Source organism: Actinokineospora sp. HUAS TT18, assembly GCF_051364635.1.
Lineage (GTDB): Bacteria > Actinomycetota > Actinomycetes > Mycobacteriales > Pseudonocardiaceae > Actinokineospora.
The window spans coordinates 1,567,591-1,590,598 of sequence record NZ_CP195645.1; the positions used below are offsets into that span (position 1 = coordinate 1,567,591).

Genomic DNA, 23,008 nt, shown 5'->3' on the forward strand with positions numbered 1-23,008 from the left:
GTGCCCCGGCACGCTCGGGTCCGCGATTCCTGGAGTTCCGCGTAGCGTGATCTGTCGTGGCGCAGGACTTCGCGGCCTACGGCCCGTCGCACTGGATCGTGCTCGCGGTGTTCGCCGCGGGCGCCGCCGGGCTCGTCGTGCTCGGCCGGGTCCACCCAGGGCGGGCGCCCAGCCGGGTGCTCGCGGTGCTGGTCCTGGCCCTGCAGCTGTCGATCCAGGCGTACTCGCTGGCGCCGTCGCGGTTCGCGATCGACCACTCGCTGCCGCTGCAGCTGTCCGACCTGGCGGGCTACGTGACGGCCTACGCCCTGTGGTCCCACCGGCAGTGGGCGTTCACGCTCACCTATTACTGGGGGCTGACGCTGAGCGTGCAGGCGCTCGTCTCCCCGGCGCTGCGCGGGCCGGACTTCCCGCACATCACCTTCATCGCGTTCTGGGGAATCCACCTGCTCGCCGTGTGGGCCGCGATCTACCTGACGTGGGGCGTGCGGATGCGGCCCGACTGGCGCGGCTACCGGTTGGCCGTGGTGGTCACGACCGCGTGGGCGGTGACGATGCTGGTGTTCAACAGCGTCGCCGGGACCAACTACGGCTTCCTCAACGGCAAGCCCGCCCAGACCTCGCTGCTCGACCTGTTCGGCCCGTGGCCGTGGTACCTGCTCCCGGAGTTCCTCCTGGTTTGGGGAGTGTGGGCGCTGATGACCCTGCCGTGGACGATGCGCCGCCACTTGGTGCCCAAAGGGACGGCCTCCTGACCGTCGCGCGGCGGCGGGTGCCCCGGGACACTGCGCTGAGGCGGCGAGGAGATGAGGGCGCGATGGCTGGGCAACCCGATCTGTCCCCCGGTGAGAGCTCCGAGTGGGTGCAGTACCTGCAGCAGTTGCTGAACCACCACTATCAGCAGACCGTCGTCCCCGAGAGCGGCGAGTTCGACGAGGACACGGCGAACGCGGTGCGCCACTTCCGCGGCCAGAACGGCCTGCCGGACGACGACACCGTCGACTCCTCGGTGTGGGACCTGCTGACCGGCGAGCAGTCGCAGCCCGACTCCGGCGGCTCCGGTGGTTCTGGTGACTCCGGTGGTTCTGGTGACTCTGGCGGCTCCGGTGGCTCGTCGGGTGGTGACGGGGCGGGCGGTGCGCCGCCGTCGGGGAACGACGGGCAGCACGGCAGTGGTCCCGGCACCGACCCGAACGAGCCCGCCGCCGAAGAGGAAGAGGACCGGGACTGCAGGCACCTGACCTCCGAGGAGGTGTCCGAGGCGTACCAGGTCTATGGCGACCAGCTGGACACCTCCGCGATCTTGGTCTGCGAGTCGTCGGTGATGTCGGTCGGCGGCTACGCGCGCACGCTCCCCGACGAGATCTACTTCCCCGTCGGCACCCTCTCCAGCCCGCCGTCGGGCTTCATGAAGTGGCTCATCCACGAACTCGGCCACTGCTGGCAGTACCAACAGGGCGCCTCCGTCCCCGGCCTCATCCTCTCCGCCCTCGGCGGCGACTACGACTACGGCGGCGAACAGGGCCTCCGCGACGCCGCCGCCGCGGGCCAGCCGTTCAGCGACTTCGGCTACGAGGAACAGGCGTCGATCCTCGCCGACTACTGGTCACTGATGGGCGGCGACACCTCCGCGTACGACCCGTACATCGAGTCGGTCAAGAACGGCACGTGGCAGTCCGCCCCCTGATCTGATCGTCTTGTTATCGCCCGCCGGGGGGATGTGGACTCCGGGCGGCTCGGCAGCCCCCGGCCGGGGTCTTGACGCGTGTGGTTTCCTGGCGTCACAAAGGCTTCCCCGCCGCCCGCAGTCGGGGCCGGGGTCGGCTTCCCTCGGGTCGACGTGCCGGGTTGAACAGTTGGCGAACGGGTCGCAACGGCTCGACGACAGCCGCGGTACCGCCAGCCGTGTGAAGCCTTGTCTCAAGCTGAACATTGTTGGGACACAAGGAAATCTCGAAGGCGGGGGCAAGTGATCAGAATCATGGGCGTGGTCCTACCATGGCGCCGTCTGCTCGCCTCCCCCCGAAGTCGTCGCTCCCGAAAAGGGGAAACCACAACCATGTCTGACGTCATCAACAGCATCTTCGGCCGCTCCAAGAACGACCCCTCCCGCAACCCGGCCTACGCCGCGCCCGCCCCCACCGCCGAGCCCCTCCCGTCCGAAACCCCCGCGGCGACCGAGGTCGAGACCTTGACACCGGCCGACGACACCACCGAAGCGGACATCGACACCACCGCCGCCGACGACCAGGCCACTGACGAGGCCGACACGGACACCGCCGAAGAAGCGACCGACGACGAAGCCGCGGCGGACACCGCCGAGGACGACGCCGACGACGAGGCGACCGACGGCGACGACGCGGCCACTGATGAAGAGTCCGCCGAGGACGAGGCGGACGACGAGGCGATCGACGGCGAGACCGCCGACGAAACCGTCGAGGGCGAGACCGCGGGCGACGAGGCGACCGAGGACGAGGCCGCCGAGGACGACACTGACGTGGTCACCACCGACGACGAAGCCGCCGAAACCGTTGCGGGCGAAGCAGTCGACGAGGAAGCCGTCGCGGGCGACGACGAAGCCGCCGAGGACGAAGCGGTCGAGGGCGACACCGCCGAACCGGCCGAGGATGAAGCGGGCGAGAGCGACGCCGGCGAGGACGACACCGCTGAGGCAACCGAGGGCGAAGCCGCCGAAGGCGACACCGCCGAGGACGAAGAAGCGGTCGAGGCCGATGCCGCTGAAGCGGCCGAGGGCGAAGCCGCCGACGTGGCCGAGAGCGAAGCGGCCGAGGCCGACTCCGCTGAAGCGGCCCACGACGACGCCACCGACGTGGCCGAGAGCGAAGCGGCGGAGGACGAAGCCGCCGAGGGCGACACCGCCGAAGCCGTCGAGGAAGCGGCCGAGGACGAGGCCACCGAGACTGCCGAGGGTGAAGCCGAGACTGCCGTCGAGGCAGACGAAGCCGTGACCGGCGAAGGCGACGCCGAGGTTTCCGGTGGGGACCGTGAGGTCGCCGACGACGCCAAGGCCGTCATCGACGAAGCCGAAGCCGTCATCGAGGAGGCCGCCGCCGAGGTCGTCGCCGAGCAGGCCCCCGTGGCTGTGGCTGTGGAGCAAACGCGTCCCGCCGCGGGCACCCGCGGCAGCACCACCGTCGGCGACGGCGTTGTCACCAAGGTCGTGAACCTGGTGGCCCGCAAGGTCGACGGCGTCCACGAGCTGGGCGACGACCTCGTGGTCGACCTCGACGGCGGCGTCGCCGCGATCAAGGTGGCGCTGGTGGTCGAGTTCGGGCACGCGGTCAACGCGGTGGCCGAGCAGGTTCGGATCGACGTGATCGAGGCCGTCGAGCGGTTCCTCGGTCTCGACGTGGCGTCGGTGGACGTCCACGTCACCGACATCCACCTGCCCGACGCTCTCTGACGAAAGGCTGGACGGTCTTGGGTGCGTCGAGCACCCAAGACCGCGCGCCTACTCGATCGACAGCGCCCCCACCATGTCGCCGACCGCCGGTTCTGGCATCGACCTGGCCACGTCGGCCTGGGCGATGATGCCGACGAGCTTGTCGTCGTCCATCACGGGAACCCGGCGGACGCCGTAGGCCGCCATCGTCCGCATGACCAGGCCGGCGTCGTCGTCGGCGTTGACCGTGACCACCTCGCCCTGGGCCAGGTCTCCGGTGTGGACGGCCATGGGGTCCTTGCCCTCGGCGAGCACCTTCACCACGATGTCACGGTCGGTGATCATCCCTTTGAGGATGTCGTCCTCGCCGCGGATGGGCAGTGAGCCGACGCCGAGTCGGGCCATGGTGCGGGCGGCCTCGATGACGGGGTCGGACGTGCGGACACACGTGACGTCTGGGGTCATGAGATCCCTGGCTGTGGTCATGGTTGTCTCCCTTCAGCGACACTCACGGACTACCCGGCGCCACCGATCTCAACCCAACAGCCGGAGCACGGCCCGCTCCAGCCTGCCCCGACTGGTCGAATCGTCGTTACGGACGGTGATCGTCCGGCCCTCGCGGTAGAGGTCCGGCACCCGTGGGTCCACATAGGACCTGCGGGCGACGGCGGGGGTGTTGCCCAACTGCTCGGCCACCACGCGCATCACCTCGGCCTCGGTCCGCTTGGCCGCGGTGGGCGACCCCGGGGTGTCGCGGCCGGCGAACTCGGCGGCGGCCAGGACGGTGGCGGTCCAGGTGCGCATGTCCTTGACCGTGTAGCCGTCGCCCGCGAGTTCGTGGAAGCGCTCGTTGATGTCGTCGGCGTGGATGTCCTTGACCTCACGCCCGTCCCGGTAGGCGAACAGGCGTTGTTCGTCGGACCTGCCCCGCCGCAACGACCTGACCAGCCGGGCCAGCTGCGGGTCGCGGACCGAGGCCGTGCGTTCGACCCCGCTCTTCGCGGGAAAGCAGAACACCAGCTCCCCTCGCACAAGACTGACGTGTCCGCGCAACAGGGTGGCGACGCCGTGCGAGCCGTTCTCCTCGGCATACGACTCCCCGCCTGTGCGGAAGATGCCGAGGTCCAGGATCCGCAGCGCGCCCGCCAGCACGCGCGAGCGCCCCAGCCCGGACGCGGCGAGGTCCTTCGCGACCTTGGCGCGGATCTTGGGCAGGTCCCGGGCCAGCTGGACCACCCGGTCGTGTTTCTCCTCGTCACGCTTCTGGCGCCACTTCTCGTGATACAGGTACTGCCTGCGACCGGCGTCGTCCACGCCGACCACCTGAATGTGGCCGCCGGGATGCGGGCAGATCCACACATCGCGCCAGGCCGGTGGGATGACGAGCGCCCGGACCCGGTCGAGGGTCTCGCGGTCGGTCACCGGGTCGCCGTCGGCGTCGAGGTAGCGGAACCCGCGTCCGTGGCGGACCCGGCGCAGACCGGATCCGTCGGGGTCAACGCGTCGCAGCCGCACGGGTCACCCGCCGCGCACGGTCGCCGTCACCAGCGACACCACCTCGGGCAGCCCGAGCGGCGCGGGCGCGGGACTGTGCAGGTCCAGCGGGTCGCTGTAGAAGCTGTGCACCGCGACCCCGGCGTGCACGGCCGCGTCCCGCTCGGGCAGCGCGTCCCACCACCGGGCGCGGGTCGGCCCGTCGACGCAGGCGAGCGAGCCGTCGCACGGTTCGGGGTCGACGGCGAGGAACGTGGTGATCTGGTGGGCCGCGGTGAGCCACAGCGCCAGTTCGACCGCGGGGCCGCTGGTCACGATGTGCGTGTGCCTGCCGTCGAACATCGGCAGCGCCGCGCCGACCGCGGCCACCCCGGCGCCGTCGGCGGGCAGCCGCACCCACCCGACCAGCACGCGTTCGCTCAGCGGGCGCCACGTGGCCGGGAGTTCGCCGTGGCTGGCCTCGCCAGCGGGGTCGAGCACCGCGATCACGTCGGCCGCGCCGCGGTCACCCCGCCACACAACCGCAGGACCGTCGATCAGGGCCGTCATGACCGTCACTTCCCTCAAGTCTCGAATGGATACTGCGGAAGTACCCCGATCGGGGTCATTCGACGCGGTACAGCGCGTACGCCGCCCGGATCACGGGGTGGGCGACGTTGCGCACGCGCACCCCGCCCGCGGTGAACCCCTGCTCGGTGCCGTAGTGCGCGTGCCCGTGCACCGCGAGCGCCGCGCCGCACTCGTCGATCGCCTCGCCGAGCTGGTAGCTGCCCAGGAACGGGTAGATCTCCTTGGGCTCGCCCCGCAGCGTGTCGGGGACCGGCGCGTAGTGGGTCAGCGCGACGAGGATGTCGCAGTCCAGCTGCGACAGGGCTTCCCGCAGCGAGTCCGCGGCGTCGCAGGTGTGCCGGACGAACGCCTTCAGCTCCGGTTCGCCGAACGCGCTGGCGCACTTGCCCGCGAACCCGCCGCCGAAGCCCTTGACCCCGCCGACGCCGAGCCGCTTGCCGTCGATCTCCAGCACCGTCCCCTGTCCTTCCAGGACGGTGATCCCCCGGTCGGTCAGCAGCTTGGTGATGTCGCCCGGCAGGTCGGAGTGGTAGTCGTGGTTGCCCAGCACGGCCACGACGGGCACGCCGACATCGGCGAACTCGTCGGCGACCACCTCGGCCTCGGCCACTGTGCCGTGCCGGGTCAGGTCACCGGCCAGCAGCAGCACGTCGGCGCGGTCGGGCAGTTCCTCGAGCGCGGGGCGGAACCGGCCCGCGGTGTCCTGGTCCAGATGGACGTCCCCCACCGCCGCGATCCGGATCATCGCAACTCCTCCTGTCCCTTGGGCGCGCCCACCTCGGTCACCCGGATGTCGTTGAGCACCCGCATGGTCGGCGCCAGGTCGTGCACCACGGCGTCGATCTCGTCGCGGCGGTGGTCGCACTCGACGTCGCCCGACAGCAGGATCGTGTCACCGTGGACGGTGACGCGGACGCCGAGTTCGGCGGTGCGCTCGTCCTCGGCCAGCGCCCGGCGCACGGCCGCGACCTGGTATTGCGGGGTCTGTTCGCTCATCCTGTCTTCCTCCCGACCTCGATGAGCGTCGGCGCCACCCCGAGTCGGGCCGCCAGCAGCAGGAACGCCTGCGCGTAGGGCGACTCCGAGGTCTCGGCGAGTACCACCGGCCACTCGATCTGCTCCCGCAACGCGCGGGCGGTGTGCATGGGTTCGTTCAGGTCTCCCCGGTGCGGGCCGAGGCACAGCAGTTTGCCGATCATGACCTCGGTCGCGCTCTGCACCGGCACCACCGACGACCCGACCCGCATCGGCTCGCAGCGGTCGAGCACCGCGTCGGTGACCGGCCGTTCGTTGGGCCGGAACAGCAGGTCCACCAGCCGGTCGCCGTCGTAGACCTTGGTCAGCCAGTCCTCCGGCGGCGGCGCGGCCCGCATGCCGCGCGACACCAGCGCGTGCACCGCCTCATCGGCGTCGCATTCGCGCACGAGCACGTCCACGTCGTGTTCGGTCTCCGGTCCACCTCGGGCGTAGACGGCACAGCCCCCGGTCAACGCGAAGCGGATTCCCGCGTCCCGCAATCCCGCCGCGACCGTGGTGACCGTACGCAGCAGGTCGTCCTGAACCGCCTGTTTGTCCGTCATGGATTAACGCATACCCACTCATGGGCTCGGGCATACCCGTTCGCCACACCCGGCAATCCGCGGGCGCGAGGTGTAACCGCGTCCGTTCGGGGTACGTCCGGGGGTACAGGCACGCCGACGAGAGGAGTTCGGCCATGGCAAACCTGCAGGTGGCGGCCGTCGACTTCGGCCAAGGGCTGTCCGACGCGTGGAGCGCGGTCATCACCTTCGTCCCCCGGTTGCTCGCTTTCCTGGTGATCCTGCTGATCGGCTGGTTCATCGCCAAAGCCCTCGCGAAAGCCGTGAACTACGGCCTGGAGAAGGTTGGCTTCGATCGGGTCGTTGAACGCGGCGGTCTCAAACAGACGCTCGCCCGCAGCAAACTCGACGCCTCCGACATCATCGCGAAGCTTGTCTACTACGCCGTGCTGCTGATCGCGCTGCAGTTCGCGTTCGCGGTGTTCGGGCCCAACCCGGTGTCCGCGCTGCTGACCGACATCGTGGCGTGGCTGCCGAAGGCCGCTGTCGCGATCATCATCATCGTCGTCGCGGGCGCCATCGCCCGGGTCGTCAGGGACATGGTGACCGGCGCGCTCGGCTCGCTGTCCTACGGGCGCACGATCGGCACGATCGCCTCGGTGTTCATCTGGGGCCTGGGCATCATCGCCGCGCTGAACCAGGTCGAGATCGCGACCACGGTGACGACGCCGGTGCTCATCGCGATCCTGGCCACCGTGGCCGGTGTCGCGATCGTCGGTGTCGGCGGCGGCCTCGTGCGGCCGATGCAGTCGCGCTGGGAGGGCTGGCTGAACCGCGCCGAGCACGAGATCCCGGTGGCGCGGCGCGAGATCGACCAGCACCGCGACGAGGTGGCGGCCCGCAAGCGCGAGGAGGCCCGCACCCCGGTGGCGCACGGCAACATGCCGCCGATGGGCACGCCGGGCACGCACGCGCCGATGGGCACGCAGCCGCCGATGCGGCAGTCCCCGCAGCCGATGCCGCCGATGGGCCAGCAGGGCGGTGCCCCGCGGCCTGGTCCGCAGCAGACGCAGGCGATGCCGCCGGGCGGGCAGTCCGCGCCGACCAGCCCGATCCCGCCGGTCACCCGACCGGATGACGGCAGGCAGCAGTACTAGTCCATTTCCCCAAACCCCGGGGCGCGGCCTGTCAGGTCGCGTCCCGGATCCAGTTTGGAGCACAACGTGAACCAACCGCCCCAACAGCAGCGCCCACCCGGCGACACCGACGCGATGACCCCGCGGCCGCGCGACATGATGGCCGACTACGTGGGCCGCGACCTGCTCGACGGCCGGGTCGCGCTGATCACCGGCGGTGAATCCGGCATCGGCCGGGCCACCGCCATCGCCTTCGCCAAGGAGGGCGCCGACGTCGCCATCGCCTACCTCAGCGAACACGACGACGCCGAGAAGACGGCCGCGGCGGTCCGCGCCGAAGGCAGACAGTGTCTGCTGCTGCCCGGCGACCTCGCCGAACGCGCGCACTGCGCCAAGGTCGTCACCGCGACCCTCGACCACTTCCCCACGCTCGACATCCTGGTCAACAACGTCGCTACGCAGGCGCCGGTCGACGCGCCGGAGGACCTGACCGACGAGCAGTGGACACACACCTTCGACGTGAACATCCACAGCTTCTTCCGGGTCACCGCCGCGGCCCTCCCCCACATGCCGGAGGGCGGCGCGATCATCAACACCGCCTCGGTCAACGGTTTGCGCGGCAACAAGCAGCTCATCGACTACTCGGCGACCAAGGGCGCGGTGATCGCCTGGACCCAGGCGATGGCCCAAGCGCTGGCCGACCGCGGGATCCGGGTGAACTGCGTCGCGCCGGGTCCGGTGTGGACACCGCTGATCCCGTCCACCTTCGACCCGGAACACGTGGCGAAGTTCGGCGAGCAGACCCCGTTGGGCCGCCCGGCGCAGCCCGACGAGATCGCGCCGTCGTTCGTGTTCTTCGCCGCGAACCAGCTCTCGTCCTACATCACCGGCGAGGTGCTGCCGGTCCTCGGTGGAGAGACACTTCCAGGCTGACATGAAACGAGAGGGGTCCGCGGCCGTGAACCGCGGACCCCTCTCGTCTATGGAACTAGCTCAGACCCGGCCTGCCGAAGTCGTTCGGCGGGGCCACGTCCGGCTCCTCCGGCCGCCGCACCGGGGGTGCGGGCCGGGGCTGGTCGACACTCGACCCTGGCGCGGTCGACGGCTGGGTGATGGTGTTGACCTCGTCGCGCCACGCGCCGGTCTCGTGACCGCGCTGCTCGATGAACTCCTTGAAGCGCTTGAGGTCGCCCTTCACCCGGCGGTCGAGCAGGCCGAGCTTGTCGCCCACGTTCTCCACGAAGCCCTCGGGATCGATGGTCATCTTCGCGGTCACCCGGGTGGTGTTCGCGTCGACCTTGTCGAAGGTCACGAATCCGGCGTGGTTCGGCCCGGAGTCGGACCGCCAGGCCACGACGGTGTCGGGCTGCTGTTCCACAATGGTCGCGTCGAACTCGCGGGTGGCGCCGCCGACCCTGGTCACCCAGTGCAGATGGGTGTCATCGAGCTGGCGGACATCCTCCACGCCCTCCATGAACCGCGGGAACGTCTCGAACTGCGTCCACTGGTTGTAGGCGGTGGAGACCGGCACCTCGACGTCTACTGACTCGGTGATCGTGCTCACGCGTCCTCACTTCCTTTCTTTGGTCGCGTGTTGGTTACATACCCGCCTATCGGATTCCCACACATCCCCTAGACCACGCGCAGCCAGCGGCAGCCGTAGGGCTCCAACTCCACGGTCACCTTCTTGTTGTCCGCCAACGTGATCCGCTCACCGGTGACGACGTCCTCCAGTTCGGTGACGTCGAGTTCCAGTTCGGGTTTGACGTCATGGTCGGCGAAGTTGTGCAGCACCACCACGGTTCCCTCGATGTCGCAGCGGTGCGCCAGCACCGACGGCTCGGCGGTGTCCAGGATGGTGTATTCGCCCCACGCCAGCTCGGGACACTCGCGGTAGCGGTCGATCAGCTTCCGCATCCACGCCAGCAGCGAGTCCGGGTCCCGCTCCTGGTCGCGGACGTTCACGTGGGACGGTCCGAACTCGCCGTCCGGGATCGGCCCCGGCAGGTCGGCCGGATCGGCGGTGGAGAACCCGCCGTTGGGCCCCGAATCCCACTGCATCGGGGTGCGCACGGCGAGACGGCCTTCGGCGCTCAGGTCCTCGGCCATGCCGATCTCCTCGCCGTAGAACAGCACCGGGCAGCCGGGCAGGGAGTACAGCAGGCTGTAGAGCTGCCGGATCCGCCGCTGGTCGCCGCCCATCATCGACGGCACGCGCCTGCGCAGGCCGCGGTCGTAGAGCTGCATGTCCTTGTCCGGGCCGAACGCGTCGAACACCTCCTGGCGCTCGTCGTCGGTGAGCTTGTCCAGGGTCAGCTCGTCGTGGTTGCGCACGAACGTCGCCCAGTGGCCGTCACGCGGCGGCAGCGGGCGCTCACGCAGGGCCTCGGCGAGCGGTCCGGCGTCGCCGCGGGCCAGCGCGAGGTACATCCGCTGCATCCCGATGAAGTCGAAGCACATGGTCAGCTCGTCGGCCACCCCGTCGCCGTCGCCGAAGAAGCGCATCGTTTCCGAATACGGCAGGTTGACCTCGCCGAGCATGACCGCGTCGCCGCAGCGGCGGCCCAGGAACGCGCGCAGGTCCGCGAGGTAGTCGTGCGGGTCGGGCAGCAGCTCGGCGTCGTCGCTGCCGCCGGTCTCCAGCAGGAACGGCACGCCGTCGACGCGGAACCCGGACAGGCCCAGTTCGAGCCAGAAGCCCATGATCCGGGCGATCTCGTCGCGCACGGCCGGGTTGGCGACGTTGAGGTCGGGCTGGTGCTTGTAGAAGCGGTGCAGGTAGTACTTGCGCGCCTTGCGGTCGTAGGTCCACAAGCTGGTTTCCTTGTCGGGGAACACAATCCCCTTCTCCGCGTCCGGCGGCGGCTTGTCCTGCCAGACATACCAGTCGTGGTATGGCGAGTCCGGTCCGGTGCGCGCGCTCTGGAACCACGGGTGCTGGTCGGAGGTGTGGTTCACCACCAGGTCGGCGATCACCCGGATCCCCCGGTCGCGCGCGGTGCGCATGAACTCCACGAAGTCGCCGAGGGTGCCCAGCCGGGGGTCGACGGTGTAAAAGTCGGTGATGTCGTAGCCGTCGTCGCGGTCCGGTGAGGGGTAGAACGGCATCAGCCACAGGCAGGTGACGCCGAGCCGGTCGAGGTAGTCCACGCGCTGGGCCAGCCCGCGGAAGTCGCCGTGCCCGTCACCGTTGCCGTCGCTGAAGGTCTCGACGTCGAGGCAGTAGACGATCGCGGTCTTCCACCACAGGTCAGCGGTCCTGGTCAGCTCCACGAGTCCACCTCCGCGAGTCGGGGCAGCACGGATTCGCCGAACGCGGTGATGAACTCTTCCTGCCGCTGTCCGACGTGGTGCAGGTAGATCTCGTCGAAGCCGAGGTCGGCGTAGGAGCGCAGCCACTCGGCGTGCCTGCCGAGGTCGGCGGACACGTTGACGGCCCTGGCCGTGTCGTCCGGGGTGACGAACTCGGCGACCGCGTCGAAGTGCGCCGCCAGCTCCAAGTCCCAGGGGATGGGTGGGCGGAACACGTTGGTGCGCCACTGTTCGTGCGCGATGTGCCGGGCGGTGTCCTCGTCCTCGGCCCAACTCAGATGCACTTGCAGTGCCAGCTTCCCTTGGCCACCGGCGTCGCGATAAGCCCCGACCACCCGCTTGAGGTGCTCGATCGGCCCGCTGACGGTGATCAGACCGTCAGCCCACCGCGCGCACCACGCGGCGGTCTCCGCGCTGACCGCGGCGCCGAAGAGCGCTGGACGGCGCTCCGGCCGCGTCCACAGGCGCGCGCGGTCCACTGTGACCAGACCGTCGCAGCTCACTTCCTCGCCGTCGAGCAGCGCCCGGATCACCTCGACGCATTCGAGCAGCCGGGCGGAGCGCACGTCCTTGCGCGGCCAGCCCTGCCCGGTGATGTGCTCGTTGCTCGCCTCGCCGGTCCCCAACGCGGTCCAGAACCGGTCGGGGTACATCGCCGAAAGCGTCGCGATGGCCTGGGCGATGATCGCGGGGTGATAGCGCTGGCCGGGGGCGTTGACGGCGCCGAACGGCAGCCCGGTCGCCTGCATGGCCGCGCCGAGCCAGGACCAGGCGAAACCGGACTGGCCCTGCCGCGCGCTCCATGGCGAGAAGTGGTCGGAGCACATGGCGGCGTCGAACCCGGCCTGTTCGGCCAGGACGACGGCGTCGAGCAGCGCTCTGGGGTGGATTTGCTCGTGGGACGCGTGTAAGCCGTAGAGGGGCATGTCCTGTGCGGTACCCAGGACGGCCAACTTTATGCGGGCGGTCAGTCCCCGAGTGCGTCGGCGACCGTGGGATGGAAGACCAGCACGCCGTCGAGACCGGTCAGTTCGACCACCCGCCGCACGGCGGGCGTCGGGTTGGCCAGGCGGACCGACGGCTCGGCGCACGCGCGCAGCAGGACCGAGATCCCGGCGGAGGCCAGGAACTGCACCTGCCCGAGGTCGACGACCAGCACGGGTCGGGCGGAATCGGCGAGCGCGCTCTTCAGCGCGGTCTCCAGCTGGGGTGCGGTGGCCATGTCCACCTCACCGGCGGGGGTGACGACGCTCGCGGTGGCGGACTGGTCGACTGTGACATCCAGGCGGCTGAATCCCTCGTTCGTGACTGTCATGGCCGTACTCCCGGGTCCTGCGTGGCGACTTTGTTTGTCGCTCGGCAAACACTAGGCTCTTCGGCGTGGGACTACAACCTCCGGCGCGGAACGATCAGCGGGCTCAGGCCTGCTCGCGCGCGTCCCGGAACTCCGCCAGGCCGCGCAGCAGCGCCGCGCGCCCCTCGGCGGACATGGCCGCGAGGACCGCGGCGAGCCGTTCGCGGCGCGCCCGGCGCACCTCGCCGATCAGCGCGTGGCCCGCCGGGGTGAGGATCATGAGCACTTCGCGCCGGTCGGCCTCGCCCGTGGTGCGGGTGACCAGGCCCGCTGCCTCCAGCCGGTCACACAGCCTGCTCGCCGAGGACGGTATAGCGTCGAGGTCAGCGGCGAGCTGGGTCAGCCTGGTCGGACCGCGTCGCTCGACGGTGAGCAGCACCTGCATCTGCGGCGGTGAGACGCGCGGGAAGTCGGGCGGGCTGTCGACGCCGTACAGCCCGACCAGCGCCTCGGCGGCCAAGTCGAGCGTGGCAGCCAAGTCGCGCTCATGCTGTTCAGGCATCTTCGGCAGCGTGATACTCCCTCTGACCGTTCAATTGCTCCAACCCTGCGTCACCCGGAGGTCGGCCGCATGGCGAACACGAGGTCTCTCCTTGCCGAACGCGCGCTGCTGCGCGCTCCGGCGCACGAACTGCTCGCTGTGCTCAAGGAGGTCCTCACCGTCGGCTACCACGCCTTCGACGTGGAGTTGTGGCTCGCAGACTACCGGCTGACCGTCCTCGAACCGGCGATTCGCGCCTACGAGGAGGCCCTGCGGATCAACGACGGCCCGGCGGGCGAGGCGTTCGCGCGGGGCTTGCCGACGACCGCGCCGGAGGGTGACCGGACGGTCCTGTACGTGCCGATCAAGGTCGTCGGGGAACGCCGCGGCGTGCTCTCGGTGACCCTCGACGCCGTGGACGAGGCGGTCACCGCCGAGCTCATCGACGTGGCCACCGCGCTCGGTCAGGCGCTGGCCCTGGCCGACCGGGTCACCGACGAGTTCCGGCTCGCCCGAAGATCACGCCGGTTGACCCTGGCCGCGGAGATCCAGTGGCAGCTGCTCCCCGGCTGCGAGTTCCACAGCGCCGACATCGCCCTCGCCGGCCAGCTCGAACCCGCCTACGCCGTGCGCGGCGACAACTTCGACTGGACGGCCGACCACCGTCACGTCACCATCGCGGTCACCAACGGGATGGGCGACGGCATCAACGCGGCCCTGCTCACCTGCCTGACCACCAACGCCCTGCGCAACGCCCGCCGCGCGGGCCTGGGCCTTGCCGACCAGGCCGCGCTGGCCGACCAGGCGATCTGGGCCCACCACGGCGGCAAGCAGCACGTGGAGACCCTCCTGCTGCGCGTGAACCGCGCGACCGGCGAGGTCGACGCCGTCGACGCGGGCTCCCCCAGCCTGTGGCGCGTCCGCGACCGCGTCGCGACCCGCGTCGAACTCGACCAGCAGCTCCCGCTGGGCATGTTCGACAGCACGGTCTACACCGAGCAGCGGTTCACCCTCGCCCCCGGCGACCGCCTGTTCGTCCTCAGCGACGGCGTCAGCGAGGCCGCCGCCGAGGACACCACCTTCGGCAAACACCGCCTGCAAGCCGTGCTGGAGTCGACAAGCGACGTCGCGGTCGGCGAGGCGGTGCGCACGATGCTCGCCGCGGTGCTGGACTTCCACGGCCCGAGCGACCTCGAGGACGACGCCGTCGCCGTCTGTGTGGACTGGCGAGGCGAGGTCTGACGCCTCACTCCCCGTCGCGGGGAACCCACTCGTACGCGCCACCCGGACCGACCATGAGCACGGTCGTCCTGCCGCCCGCGCGGACCTCGACCCGCCACGCCTCGCGGCCGGGTGGGCCGTCGTGCACGTAGAGCGGTGCCCCGATCTCGGCGCCCGCGGGTGTGCCGTGGCGGGCGATCTCCACCGCCTCCTCCGCCGTGATGCCCGTGACGACGCTGGGCGCGCCGCCGAAGGTGCCGTGGGCGGCGACCTTGCCGTCGCCGGTCACCCGGACGAAGCCGCGCAGGCCGCCGGCGTCCACGATGGGGCACACCCAGTACGACGGCCGCCCCTCGACGGTGTGGACAAGCTGCGGCTCGCCGGCGTGGGCGGCCGCCCAGCCCGGTTCGGAGCGCGCCGCGACCGTGCGCCGCTGTTCGGCGGCGGCACGGGCGGCGTCGGCGTCGATCACGCGTGCCTGACGAAAATCCAGTTGGTGTGCTCCACCGCGTCCCAATCCTCCCAATACACCGCTCCACCCTGGCAGATGTCGGCGTTCCACGGCCACGGGTCGTAGATGCGCACCGAGTGGTCGTAGCCGCTGGTGGCGAGGTTGAACGTCTTGCGCCAGCCGTCGCAGGCGCGGGCGTGGCCGGGGATGCCGCTCTTGAGTGGGCGGCCCGCGTCGATCTCGGCCTTGGCCTCCGACCACAGCGCGTTGGTGTCGTAGGTGGCGTTGAAGGAGTTGTTGGTCAGCGACTCGTAGCCCGCGACCTGGTCGGGGTTGGACGTACCGCCGGAGCCGGTGTTCATGGCCGTGGCGATCTGGTCCTGGGTGAAGTACCACCGGTGGAAGTCGAGGATCATCTGGCCGGTGGCGACCGCGCAGTACACGTTGGTCTGTTGCGCGCGCAGCTGGAAGTCCTCGGACTGGTCGCAGCGCGGGGCGTACGGCAGCACGCGCTCGCTGCTGAGCAGCCAGTAGAACTTGGCCGCCGAGGCCAGCTTCTCGGTGATCGCCGGGGTCAAGGTGAACTTCTGCTCGAACAGCTCGGGCACGGCCTTGCGCAGCACTTCGACGTTCTCGGCGTCGCGCGAGTGGCGGCGGGTGCGCGCCTCCAGCCGGGGTTCGACGACCTCGGCGTAGTAGGAGTACGCGGTCGACCCTTCGAGTTCGTCGCCGCCGATGTTGACCACCGGTTCGAGGTCCGAGGCGTCGAGGATGAGCTCGACCTGCCCTTTGCGCCCGGGGTCGTCGAGGGTCACCCGCACGCCGACCTTCGGGTAGCAGTAGGCCACGAGCTGGGTGGAGACGACCTTCGCCTTCGGGTGCAGCGCGGTCGCCGCCTTGGCCGCGTTCTTCAGCGCGGCGTCGGGGTCCCAGCGCCGCGGCCTGACCTCGAGGCTGACCAGTGGGCTGCCGATGGTCTCGCTCGCGGCGATGCGGGCGACGCCGACGGCTCCCTCGCGCCCGTCGAGGTCGACGTCGTGGAACAGCGGGGCGCCGTTGAGGTCGAAGATCGTTCGGCTCCTGCCCGGCTGCGCCTCGGCGATGGCGCGGTCGACCCGGCCGCCGCCGATCGCGCCGACGCGGATCCTGGCGAGCGCCGAGTCGAGTCCGGCACTGAGCTCCAGCGGCCGGTCCTGGGTCTTCTCGCTCTCGGCCTTGCGCTTGGCTGGCATCGCTCCTCCATCCGTGTCCTCCGTCACGCGCGGCGCCGTGACGGGTAGCGTGGCGGCAATTCCTCGTCCGGTGGAGGGTCGCCGTGGTTGAAGTCGGTCTTGTGGCAAAGAAGCTCGCGCGCCGGTTCCAGGTGTGGGACTACGACGGCAACGGGGTGATCGAGCAGGTCGACTTCGTCCGCCGCGGCAGGCGGCTGGCCGTCGGCCTTGGCTTCTCCGTCGGCTCGCCGGAGCACCAGGTGATCCACGAGACCTTCGTCCAGCAGTGGGACGCGCTGGCGGGCGCCGCCGACACCGACGCCGACGGCAAGATCACCGAGCCGGAGTACGTCGCGGCGTTCACCAGCCTGATCGTCGAGCACCCGGAAGCCTTCGACGAGCTGTACGCGCCGCTGATCCGGCTGACGATGCAGTTGGCCGACGCCGACGGCGACGGCGGGCTCGACCGCGCGGAGTGGCTGAACTGGGCCACCGGCTACCTCGGCCAGTCGGCCGACGAGGCGGGCGCCTCATTCGAGCTGCTCGACCACAACGGCGACGGCAAGGTGTCGACCGAGGAAGCCCAGAAGGGGATCCGCGAGTTCTACCTGGGCACCGATCCGAACGCCGACGCCAACCTCCTGCTCGGTCCCTTGGACTGAGCCGTGGTGGTCCCGGTCCCGGGACCACCACGGCGCCCCGGCACTCACTCGGCGATGGGCAGGTTCTCGATGTACTTCTTCGCCGCCTCCTCCGTCTTGGCCTCGACGGTGGCCTTGACCGACGCGTAGTGGCTCATGTCCAGCGTGTGGTCGGCCGTGGCGTAGAAGACCGAGGTCTGCGCGGACTTCAGGGTCGCGAACAGGATGTTCGTCGTGTTGGACTCGGCCTCGATCGCGAAGAAGACCGGCTTGAAGGTCGGCCAGCCGTGGGCGTCGGTGCCGACGACGCCGAGGTCGAAGTTGACCTCCTTGTCCGCGGCCTTGTCCTTGCCGAGCAGGCGGATCTGCTCGTTGGACGAGTAGCCGGTCTTCAGCACCGACAGCGCGGTCTCCAGCAAGCCGAGCTGTGGGCCGATCAGCAGGCCGGTCAGCAGGTCGACCAGCAGCTTGCTGATCTCCAGGGACGAACTCGACGACGAGTACTCCCGCCACTTGCTGTAGTTCTGCACCCAGCCGCAGAAGCCGAGGACCTCGGTGTACTTGGTGTAGTACTGGTTGGTCTGGGTGTTGACGTCGAACTCGGTGCGGGCGGCCATCTGCGCCAGCAGCTTCGAGCGCATGACAGCCGAGTAGTTGTCGTCGGTCATCTGGTCCGGGGCGACGATCGTGTCCTGCGCGGCCTGCTTGCCGTTCGCCGGGGCGACCTTGGAGGTGCCGAAGGTGTCACCGGTCGGCAGGAACACGCCGGGCTTGCCGGGGCCGGGTTCCATGTCGAAATCGGCGAGCTTCAGGTGCTCCAGGTAGTCCACCGCCTTGTCCCGCTGCCCGGGGATCGGCAGGTCGACCTCGACATCGGGGGCGAAGCGGGTTTCCTTCGTGATCATCGGTCTCCTCGTTTCAGTTGATCTGTGTGCGGTAGAGGTATTTCTTCACGCGGTCCCCGAGCGCCTTGTTGATCCTTTCCTGAATCGCGTCGTAGCCCGCCGCGGTGGTGTCGATCGTGTACTTGGACACCCGCAGGAACGCCTCGGCGACATCGGCCCACGGGCGCGGCGCGAGCGGGTCGTCGACGACGAGGTCGGACTTGAACTGGTAGGCGATCGAGCCCAGCACGACCGACAGCGTCCCCGGCCGGGCCGTCACCTCCGACACCGCGCAGAGCGCGGCGGCGTCCTTGCTCGCCACCGCGCCGAACCGCAGCGCACCCCGCAGCGGGTAGTGCTCCGAGCGCACGTTGACCAGTGCTTTCTCGGTGTCAGCGGTGCCGTCGGGGAGAAGCCCGGTCAGGTCGAACGTGCCAGTGGTCTTGGTGACCCGTTTCCACGTGCCCGCGTTGGCGAGCCATTCCGCCCCGTTCTGGATCGTGTCGTCGAAGGTGCGGAACCACTCGTCGCTCTGGGTCCCGATGTTGTACTTCGCCCCGGCGGCGAGCACCGCGAACAGCAGGACGTTGTCGAACTGATCGCGGTTGACCTCCGGAACAGCGGCGGTGTGCCGGATCGATGCCACGGAAGCCACCACCGTCAGAGATTCACTGCCATTCCCTGAATTCGCCACGCGATTAGATGCTACTGACGCCACCTTCGGCGACAACATCAAAAATGCAGTATGACACGAAGGTGTGGAGTACCCTAAATAGCTCGGTGAACCCACACGGGCGAATTATCGGCGCGATATCCGATGATTTCCTGAGCAATTATCTCGGCGAACCCGAACCGCGAGAAAATCGCGTCGACACATTACCGGATGAGGCTAATCCACTACTCCACTCCGGCGACTCCGCGCACAACCGGTGACAACCCGCCCGCTGCCCGGCGACTGTCCGTCACCGGTCTGATCGTCACCGCTGGTCCCCCGTCCGGCCCAGTGCGCGCGGCCGCGGTGACGGGCGACCCCGCGATAATGGCGGCCTGAGACGCGGAGCAGGAGGCCAGTGGTGACGGATCTGTGTGGGGACGCGGCGCTCGCGGAAAGCGCGCTCGAACTGGCCGGTGACCGGCACCGCCCCTTCGCCGTCGCCGCGGTCTCGCCCGGGGGTGCCCGAATCGCGACCGCGGGCGCCGATCTCACCGCCGACTTCGAGATCGGCTCGATCTCCAAGGGGATCACCGGCCTGCTCTACGCCGACGCGCTCGAACGCGGCGAGATCACCCCGACCACGACCCTCGGCGACCTGCTTCCACTCGGTGACGCCCCGGCCGGGAGCGTGACGTTGGCGTCGGTCAGCACCCATCACTCAGGTCTGCCGAGGCTGCCCAAGGCGGGCTCACTGCGGAAGACCTTCGCGCTGTGGCGACACGGCACCAATCCCTACGGCGAGACCGTCGACGAGCTGATCGCCCAGGCGCGGACGGTTCGTCTGGGCAAGCCCCGCGCCCGCTACTCCAACCTCGGCTACGAACTGCTGGGCCACGCGATCGCCCGCGCGGCGGGCACGACCTACGCCGACCTCGTCCGCCGCCGGATCGCCGAACCGCTCGGCCTCGACCTCTACGTGCCCGCCGACCCCGGCGAACTGCGGCCCGCGGCCCTGCTCGGCAAGACCAAGAGGGGCAAGGAACAGCAGCCGTGGACCGGCGAGGCCGTCGGCCCCGCGGGCGGCGTCCGCGCCACGATCGGGGACATGGCCCGCCTCACCGCCGCCCTGCTCGACGGCACCGCGCCGGGCGTGGCCGCGCTGGACCCGGTCTCACCCTTCGCAGGCCCGGCCCGCATCGGCGCCGCCTGGCTCACCCTTGGCCGCGATGGCCGGTCCATCACCTGGCACAACGGCGGCACCGGCGGTTTCCGCAGCTGGATGGGCCTCGACCGCCCGGCGGGCACAGGCGTCGTCGTCCTGTCCGCGGTGTCGATGTCGGTCGACCGCGCCGGGTTCGCCCTGCTCTCGAAGCGCACTCCATCAAACTGATTTGATGTAAACTGGCGGCATGGTGCCCAGTGCCTTCGTGCGCATGGCGGGCCACCCGCTCCGGTGGCGGCTGCTGGCCGAGCTGGCCGACAGCGACCGCCGCGTCCGCGAGCTGACCGAGCGGGTGGGCGAACCGCAGAACCTGGTCTCCTACCACCTGCGGCTGCTGCGCGACAGCGGCCTGGTCACCGCCCGGCGCAGCAGCTTCGACGGCCGCGACACCTACTACCACCTCGATCTGGACCACTGCGCACAAGCGCTGACGGCCACGGGGTCCACCCTGCACCCCGCGTTGGGCCTTGAGCCACCCGCGCTCGGCGCACCGCCGCCAGTCCGCGTTCTGTTCGCGTGTACCGGAAACAGCGCCCGTTCACCGATGGCGGCGGCGCTCACGCGCCACCGGGGCGGCGGCCAAGTCGAGGCGACCAGCGCGGGAAGCCAGCCGAAGCAGCACGTCGACCCGAACGCCGTCCGCGTCCTGCGCGACGACTACGGCATCGACCTCGACCACACCCCGCGACACCTGGACACGGTCGCCGATCACCGGTTCGACTACGTGATCACCTTGTGCGACAAGGTCCGCGAGGTCTGCCCCGACTTCGGCGACGACCCGCGGCTGATCCACTGGAGCATCCCCGACCCCGCGGGCGACCTCGACACACTCACCCGACTCGCCGCCGAGATCGACACCCGCGTCCGCCACCTGCTGCATGTGTTCGCCCACAAGGAGGTTCGACCATGACCGACCAACTCGCGAGCGTCCGCTACCTCGTCGACGACGTCGAGGCGGCCATCGACTTCTACACCACCCACCTCGGCTTCACCGTGAACCTCAATGCCGCGCCCGCCTTCGCCGACGTGATCCGCGGCCCGCTGCGCCTGCTGCTGTCCGGCCCGGCCAGCTCCGGCGCGAAGGCCACCCCAGCCGACGCGGCCGCCCCGGGACGCAACCGCATCCACCTCATCGTCGACGATCTCGACGCCGAGGCCACCCGGCTCCGCGACGCCGGGCTGCCCTTCCGCAGCGACGTGGTCGCCGGGCCGGGCGGGCGACAGCTCCTGCTCGCCGATCCGGCGGGCAACCTCGTCGAACTGTTCCAGCCCGCACCCCGTTGACCATCGGCATACCGCTACCAACCTGACCCGGCGACGTCGCCACGTAAGTACACTTTGGACGGACAGGTGGACGAGGCGTCGGCGTGCACGACACGACGACGCGGCGAATGGTGAACGTGGCCACCGGGCCCGACGTCGTCATGGCCGCGGGCACCCGCCTGTGGTGCTCCACCGGCTCGAACGACGCCCTGACCTGGCACTCGCTCAACCTGGCCGACGTGCCATGACCGGCTAGTTCGTCAGTTGGAGCAGCGCCGCGCAGGCCGTAGTCAGGTCGGTGGTGGCGGTGAGCACGGTTCCGTCCGGGCGGATGACCGCCGTGGTGGCGCGGCCCCGGCGGAGCCAGGCGTGGAGGTCGTCGTCGGGGGTGGTCTCGATCAGGGCCGCGCTGTGGGCCTCGACGGCGGTGCGTTGGGCGGGGGTCGGGGCGATGGTGGTCACGACCGCGAACCGGCCCGCTGCCAGGTCGTCGAGGCGGCGGCCTGCCGTCAGGGCGTTCGGGGAGAGTCGGCCCGCCAGGGTGCGGCCGAGGCGCGGGCGGTGGACGAGGCTGGAGCGGCTCAGTGGCGGGGTTTCGCTGCTGAGCACGCGGGACTTCAGGCCGGGCAGCAGGTGCAGCCGCGGGATCACCACGCGGCGGATGAGGTTGGCGGCGTCGCCGCCGCCGGTCATGGCGCGGCCGATCACGTTGGCCAGGCGGATCATGGCGAGGGCGTGAGGTGCGCGTTCGGGCTGGTAGGTGTCCAGAATGGACTCGGGGAGCGCCTTGTTGAGCACGGCTGCCAGCTTCCACGCCAGGTTGGCCGCGTCGCGCAGGCCCGCGCCCATGCCCTGGCCGATGAACGGCGGGGTCAGGTGGGCGGCGTCGCCGAGGATGAAGACTCGGCGGTCGCGCCAGCGGTCGGCGATCTGGGCGCGGAAGGTGTACTCGGCGGAGCGGACCAGTTCCAATCCTTCGACAGGGACGCCCCACGGCTGGATCAGCGGGTACAGCTTGGCCAGTTCGCGGTAGTCGTCGGCTGTCTCGCCGGGTGCCAGGCGGAACTCCCAGCGGTGTCGCCGCCGCCCGATGCGCATGTAGGTCGCGGCCCGGTCCCGGTCGCAGACCTGGTGGACGCCTTCCCACTGGCCGAGTTCGGCGTCGGTGGCGACGTCGACCACCAACCAGCGCTGCGCGAAGCCCAGGTCACGCATGTCCGCGCCGATGGACGCGCGCACGAGGCTGTTGGCGCCGTCGCAGCCGAGCACGTACCGCGCGTGGATCTCACCGGACGTGCCGTCGGAGCGGTCGGTGTAGGCGACCCGCACGGAGTCGTCGCCCTGGACGATCGCGGTGACGTCGGCGTCGCCGCGGAAGGTCGCCGCGGGGTGTCGGGCGAGGTTGGCGCGCAGGAGCCGTTCCAGCTCGGGCTGGTCGAACATGTTGGCCTCGGGGTGACCGTGGCGGCCCAGCGTCGAACTGCGCTCGAACTCGGCGAGGACGCGCAGGTCGGGGTCGACCAACCGCAGCCCGTGGCAGTGCCAGGAGATGGCGGCGAACTCGTCGGCGACGCCCATGCGGGCGAGGATGCGGTAGACCTCGTCGTCGAGGTGGACCGCCCGGGGCCGGGGGTAGACCGACCGCCACCGGTCGAGCACCAGGCACTCGACCCCCTCCTGAGCGAGCAGCGTGGCGGCGGCCAACCCGGTCGGCCCCGCGCCGACGATGACGACCGGGAGCATCACACCACTCCGAAAAGGACAGTCGTGTACCAGGCGACGAGCACTCCGCACACCACCGCGGGCGCCACTTCGCGCGGCCCGCCGCCCCGACGCAGGTGGACCACCAACGCGCCCGCGAGCAGCAACAACAAGCCAGCTGAGGCCAGGCCGCCGAGCAGCGGAACGGCCGGGCCGAGCGCGACCCCCGCCGCGGCGGCGACCTCCAGCACACCGATGCGCCGGTACGCGTCGACCGAGAAACCCGCCTTCGCCGCCAACACCCGCATCGGCGGGACGGCGAACAGCTTGGCCAACCCGAGCCCGGCGAACACTGTGGCGACAATGACCGCGAGAACGATCACGATCCCACCCCGACCGTCGTTTCGGGGAACCGCCGCTGGGTGGAGAGATGAGATCGCGTCAGAGCCACCGGGTCACCCCGTCGCGCAG

At 70.2% G+C, this 23,008-nt stretch carries 27 protein-coding genes and 1 pseudogene; 11 read left to right on the forward strand and 17 right to left on the reverse strand.

All coding sequences use genetic code 11. The features are described 5' to 3' along the window. Nucleotides 1–56: 56 nt before the first annotated feature. The 3 genes from ACSHT8_RS06875 (at nt 57) to ACSHT8_RS06885 (ending at nt 3,424) form a co-directional block, all read left to right on the forward strand. Nucleotides 57–755: a YwaF family protein gene (locus ACSHT8_RS06875; protein ID WP_436498802.1), complete on the forward strand. Its 699-nt coding sequence runs from the start codon at nt 57–59 to the stop codon at nt 753–755. 62 nt (nt 756–817) lie between these two features. After that, the gene (locus ACSHT8_RS06880; RefSeq protein WP_436498804.1) at nt 818–1,687 is read left to right on the forward strand and encodes a peptidoglycan-binding domain-containing protein; all 870 of its coding nucleotides are present in this window, start codon (nt 818–820) and stop codon (nt 1,685–1,687) included. Nucleotides 1,688–2,059: 372 nt separating this feature from the next. Beyond that, the gene (locus ACSHT8_RS06885) at nt 2,060–3,424 is read left to right on the forward strand and encodes an Asp23/Gls24 family envelope stress response protein (protein ID WP_436498806.1); all 1,365 of its coding nucleotides are present in this window, start codon (nt 2,060–2,062) and stop codon (nt 3,422–3,424) included. A 48-nt stretch (nt 3,425–3,472) separates the two neighbouring features. Here ACSHT8_RS06885 and ACSHT8_RS06890 read toward each other — a convergent pair whose 3' ends face one another. The 6 genes from ACSHT8_RS06890 to ACSHT8_RS06915 are packed head-to-tail and all read right to left on the reverse strand — an operon-like array spanning nt 3,473 to nt 7,047. Next, entirely contained in the window at nt 3,473–3,889 is a 417-nt protein-coding gene (locus ACSHT8_RS06890; protein ID WP_436498808.1) for a CBS domain-containing protein, read from the reverse strand. Between the two features lie 48 nt (nt 3,890–3,937). Beyond that, complete coding sequence (locus ACSHT8_RS06895) at nt 3,938–4,918, reverse strand: DNA topoisomerase IB (protein WP_436498810.1); 981 nt, start codon at nt 4,916–4,918, stop codon at nt 3,938–3,940. A 3-nt stretch (nt 4,919–4,921) separates the two neighbouring features. Further along, nucleotides 4,922–5,446 carry a hypothetical protein gene (locus tag ACSHT8_RS06900; RefSeq protein ID WP_436498812.1) on the reverse strand — a complete coding sequence of 175 codons (525 nt, stop codon included), beginning with the start codon at nt 5,444–5,446 and terminating at the stop codon, nt 4,922–4,924. 55 nt (nt 5,447–5,501) lie between these two features. Further along, a complete protein-coding gene (locus tag ACSHT8_RS06905; protein ID WP_436498814.1) occupies nt 5,502–6,212 on the reverse strand; it encodes a metallophosphoesterase family protein in 711 nt (236 codons plus the stop codon). Next, on the reverse strand, nt 6,209–6,463 hold the full coding sequence (locus ACSHT8_RS06910; protein ID WP_436498816.1) for a BON domain-containing protein: 255 nt from the start codon (nt 6,461–6,463) through the stop codon (nt 6,209–6,211). Before ACSHT8_RS06910 ends, ACSHT8_RS06905 begins: the two co-directional genes overlap by 4 nt. Further along, nucleotides 6,460–7,047 (reverse strand): hypothetical protein, encoded by a 588-nt coding sequence (locus ACSHT8_RS06915; RefSeq protein ID WP_436498818.1) that lies wholly within the window; start codon nt 7,045–7,047, stop codon nt 6,460–6,462. Before ACSHT8_RS06915 ends, ACSHT8_RS06910 begins: the two co-directional genes overlap by 4 nt. Before the next feature lie 134 nt (nt 7,048–7,181). Between ACSHT8_RS06915 and ACSHT8_RS06920 the strand changes: the two genes are divergently transcribed. Continuing rightward, entirely contained in the window at nt 7,182–8,162 is a 981-nt protein-coding gene (locus ACSHT8_RS06920; RefSeq protein WP_436498820.1) for a mechanosensitive ion channel family protein, read from the forward strand. Nucleotides 8,163–8,228: 66 nt separating this feature from the next. Further along, a complete protein-coding gene (locus ACSHT8_RS06925; protein ID WP_436498822.1) occupies nt 8,229–9,074 on the forward strand; it encodes a glucose 1-dehydrogenase in 846 nt (281 codons plus the stop codon). A gap of 184 nt (nt 9,075–9,258) precedes the next feature. Here ACSHT8_RS06925 and ACSHT8_RS06930 read toward each other — a convergent pair. The 5 genes and pseudogenes from ACSHT8_RS06930 to ACSHT8_RS06950 form a co-directional block, all read right to left on the reverse strand. Next, nucleotides 9,259–9,705, reverse strand: a pseudogene (locus tag ACSHT8_RS06930) (SRPBCC family protein); the annotation flags it as partial. 68 nt (nt 9,706–9,773) lie between these two features. Continuing rightward, the gene (locus ACSHT8_RS06935; RefSeq protein WP_436498824.1) at nt 9,774–11,414 is read right to left on the reverse strand and encodes an alpha-amylase family protein; all 1,641 of its coding nucleotides are present in this window, start codon (nt 11,412–11,414) and stop codon (nt 9,774–9,776) included. Continuing rightward, nucleotides 11,405–12,379: a TIGR03885 family FMN-dependent LLM class oxidoreductase gene (locus ACSHT8_RS06940; protein WP_436498826.1), complete on the reverse strand. Its 975-nt coding sequence runs from the start codon at nt 12,377–12,379 to the stop codon at nt 11,405–11,407. The genes ACSHT8_RS06935 and ACSHT8_RS06940 overlap by 10 nt, the downstream gene beginning before the upstream one ends. Before the next feature lie 41 nt (nt 12,380–12,420). Further along, complete coding sequence (locus ACSHT8_RS06945) at nt 12,421–12,768, reverse strand: STAS domain-containing protein (protein WP_436498828.1); 348 nt, start codon at nt 12,766–12,768, stop codon at nt 12,421–12,423. 103 nt (nt 12,769–12,871) lie between these two features. Further along, complete coding sequence (locus ACSHT8_RS06950) at nt 12,872–13,309, reverse strand: MarR family winged helix-turn-helix transcriptional regulator (protein WP_436498830.1); 438 nt, start codon at nt 13,307–13,309, stop codon at nt 12,872–12,874. A gap of 69 nt (nt 13,310–13,378) precedes the next feature. On the opposite strand from ACSHT8_RS06950, the gene ACSHT8_RS06955 reads away from it, so the two are divergent. Further along, nucleotides 13,379–14,530, forward strand: coding sequence for a PP2C family protein-serine/threonine phosphatase (locus ACSHT8_RS06955; protein WP_436498832.1), 1,152 nt, complete (start codon nt 13,379–13,381; stop codon nt 14,528–14,530). Between the two features lie 4 nt (nt 14,531–14,534). Here ACSHT8_RS06955 and ACSHT8_RS06960 read toward each other — a convergent pair whose 3' ends face one another. Next, complete coding sequence (locus ACSHT8_RS06960) at nt 14,535–14,981, reverse strand: hypothetical protein (RefSeq protein ID WP_436498834.1); 447 nt, start codon at nt 14,979–14,981, stop codon at nt 14,535–14,537. Next, nucleotides 14,978–16,192, reverse strand: a complete 1,215-nt coding sequence (locus ACSHT8_RS06965) for a hypothetical protein (RefSeq protein ID WP_436498836.1) — start codon at nt 16,190–16,192, stop codon at nt 14,978–14,980. The genes ACSHT8_RS06960 and ACSHT8_RS06965 overlap by 4 nt, the downstream gene beginning before the upstream one ends. A gap of 101 nt (nt 16,193–16,293) precedes the next feature. Between ACSHT8_RS06965 and ACSHT8_RS06970 the strand changes: the two genes are divergently transcribed. Beyond that, a complete protein-coding gene (locus ACSHT8_RS06970) occupies nt 16,294–16,833 on the forward strand; it encodes an EF-hand domain-containing protein (RefSeq protein WP_436498838.1) in 540 nt (179 codons plus the stop codon). 44 nt (nt 16,834–16,877) lie between these two features. On the opposite strand, the gene ACSHT8_RS06975 is transcribed toward ACSHT8_RS06970, so the two are convergent. Continuing rightward, nucleotides 16,878–17,717: a hypothetical protein gene (locus ACSHT8_RS06975; protein ID WP_436498840.1), complete on the reverse strand. Its 840-nt coding sequence runs from the start codon at nt 17,715–17,717 to the stop codon at nt 16,878–16,880. Nucleotides 17,718–17,730: 13 nt separating this feature from the next. Next, on the reverse strand, nt 17,731–18,342 hold the full coding sequence (locus ACSHT8_RS06980; RefSeq protein WP_436498842.1) for a hypothetical protein: 612 nt from the start codon (nt 18,340–18,342) through the stop codon (nt 17,731–17,733). 427 nt (nt 18,343–18,769) lie between these two features. Here ACSHT8_RS06980 and ACSHT8_RS06985 point away from each other — a divergent pair, with 427 nt between their 5' ends. The 4 genes from ACSHT8_RS06985 (at nt 18,770) to ACSHT8_RS07000 (ending at nt 21,084) form a co-directional block, all read left to right on the forward strand. Next, nucleotides 18,770–19,741, forward strand: coding sequence for a serine hydrolase domain-containing protein (locus ACSHT8_RS06985; protein WP_436498844.1), 972 nt, complete (start codon nt 18,770–18,772; stop codon nt 19,739–19,741). A gap of 19 nt (nt 19,742–19,760) precedes the next feature. Continuing rightward, on the forward strand, nt 19,761–20,483 hold the full coding sequence (locus tag ACSHT8_RS06990) for a metalloregulator ArsR/SmtB family transcription factor (protein WP_436498846.1): 723 nt from the start codon (nt 19,761–19,763) through the stop codon (nt 20,481–20,483). Further along, nucleotides 20,480–20,857 carry a VOC family protein gene (locus tag ACSHT8_RS06995; protein ID WP_436498848.1) on the forward strand — a complete coding sequence of 126 codons (378 nt, stop codon included), beginning with the start codon at nt 20,480–20,482 and terminating at the stop codon, nt 20,855–20,857. The genes ACSHT8_RS06990 and ACSHT8_RS06995 overlap by 4 nt, the downstream gene beginning before the upstream one ends. A gap of 83 nt (nt 20,858–20,940) precedes the next feature. After that, nucleotides 20,941–21,084 carry a hypothetical protein gene (locus ACSHT8_RS07000; protein ID WP_436498850.1) on the forward strand — a complete coding sequence of 48 codons (144 nt, stop codon included), beginning with the start codon at nt 20,941–20,943 and terminating at the stop codon, nt 21,082–21,084. Nucleotides 21,085–21,088: 4 nt separating this feature from the next. On the opposite strand, the gene ACSHT8_RS07005 is transcribed toward ACSHT8_RS07000, so the two are convergent. Then, the gene (locus ACSHT8_RS07005; RefSeq protein ID WP_436498852.1) at nt 21,089–22,579 is read right to left on the reverse strand and encodes a bifunctional 3-(3-hydroxy-phenyl)propionate/3-hydroxycinnamic acid hydroxylase; all 1,491 of its coding nucleotides are present in this window, start codon (nt 22,577–22,579) and stop codon (nt 21,089–21,091) included. Next, on the reverse strand, nt 22,579–22,920 hold the full coding sequence (locus ACSHT8_RS07010; RefSeq protein WP_436498853.1) for a DoxX family protein: 342 nt from the start codon (nt 22,918–22,920) through the stop codon (nt 22,579–22,581). The genes ACSHT8_RS07005 and ACSHT8_RS07010 overlap by 1 nt, the downstream gene beginning before the upstream one ends. Between the last annotated feature and the right edge of the window lie 88 nt (nt 22,921–23,008).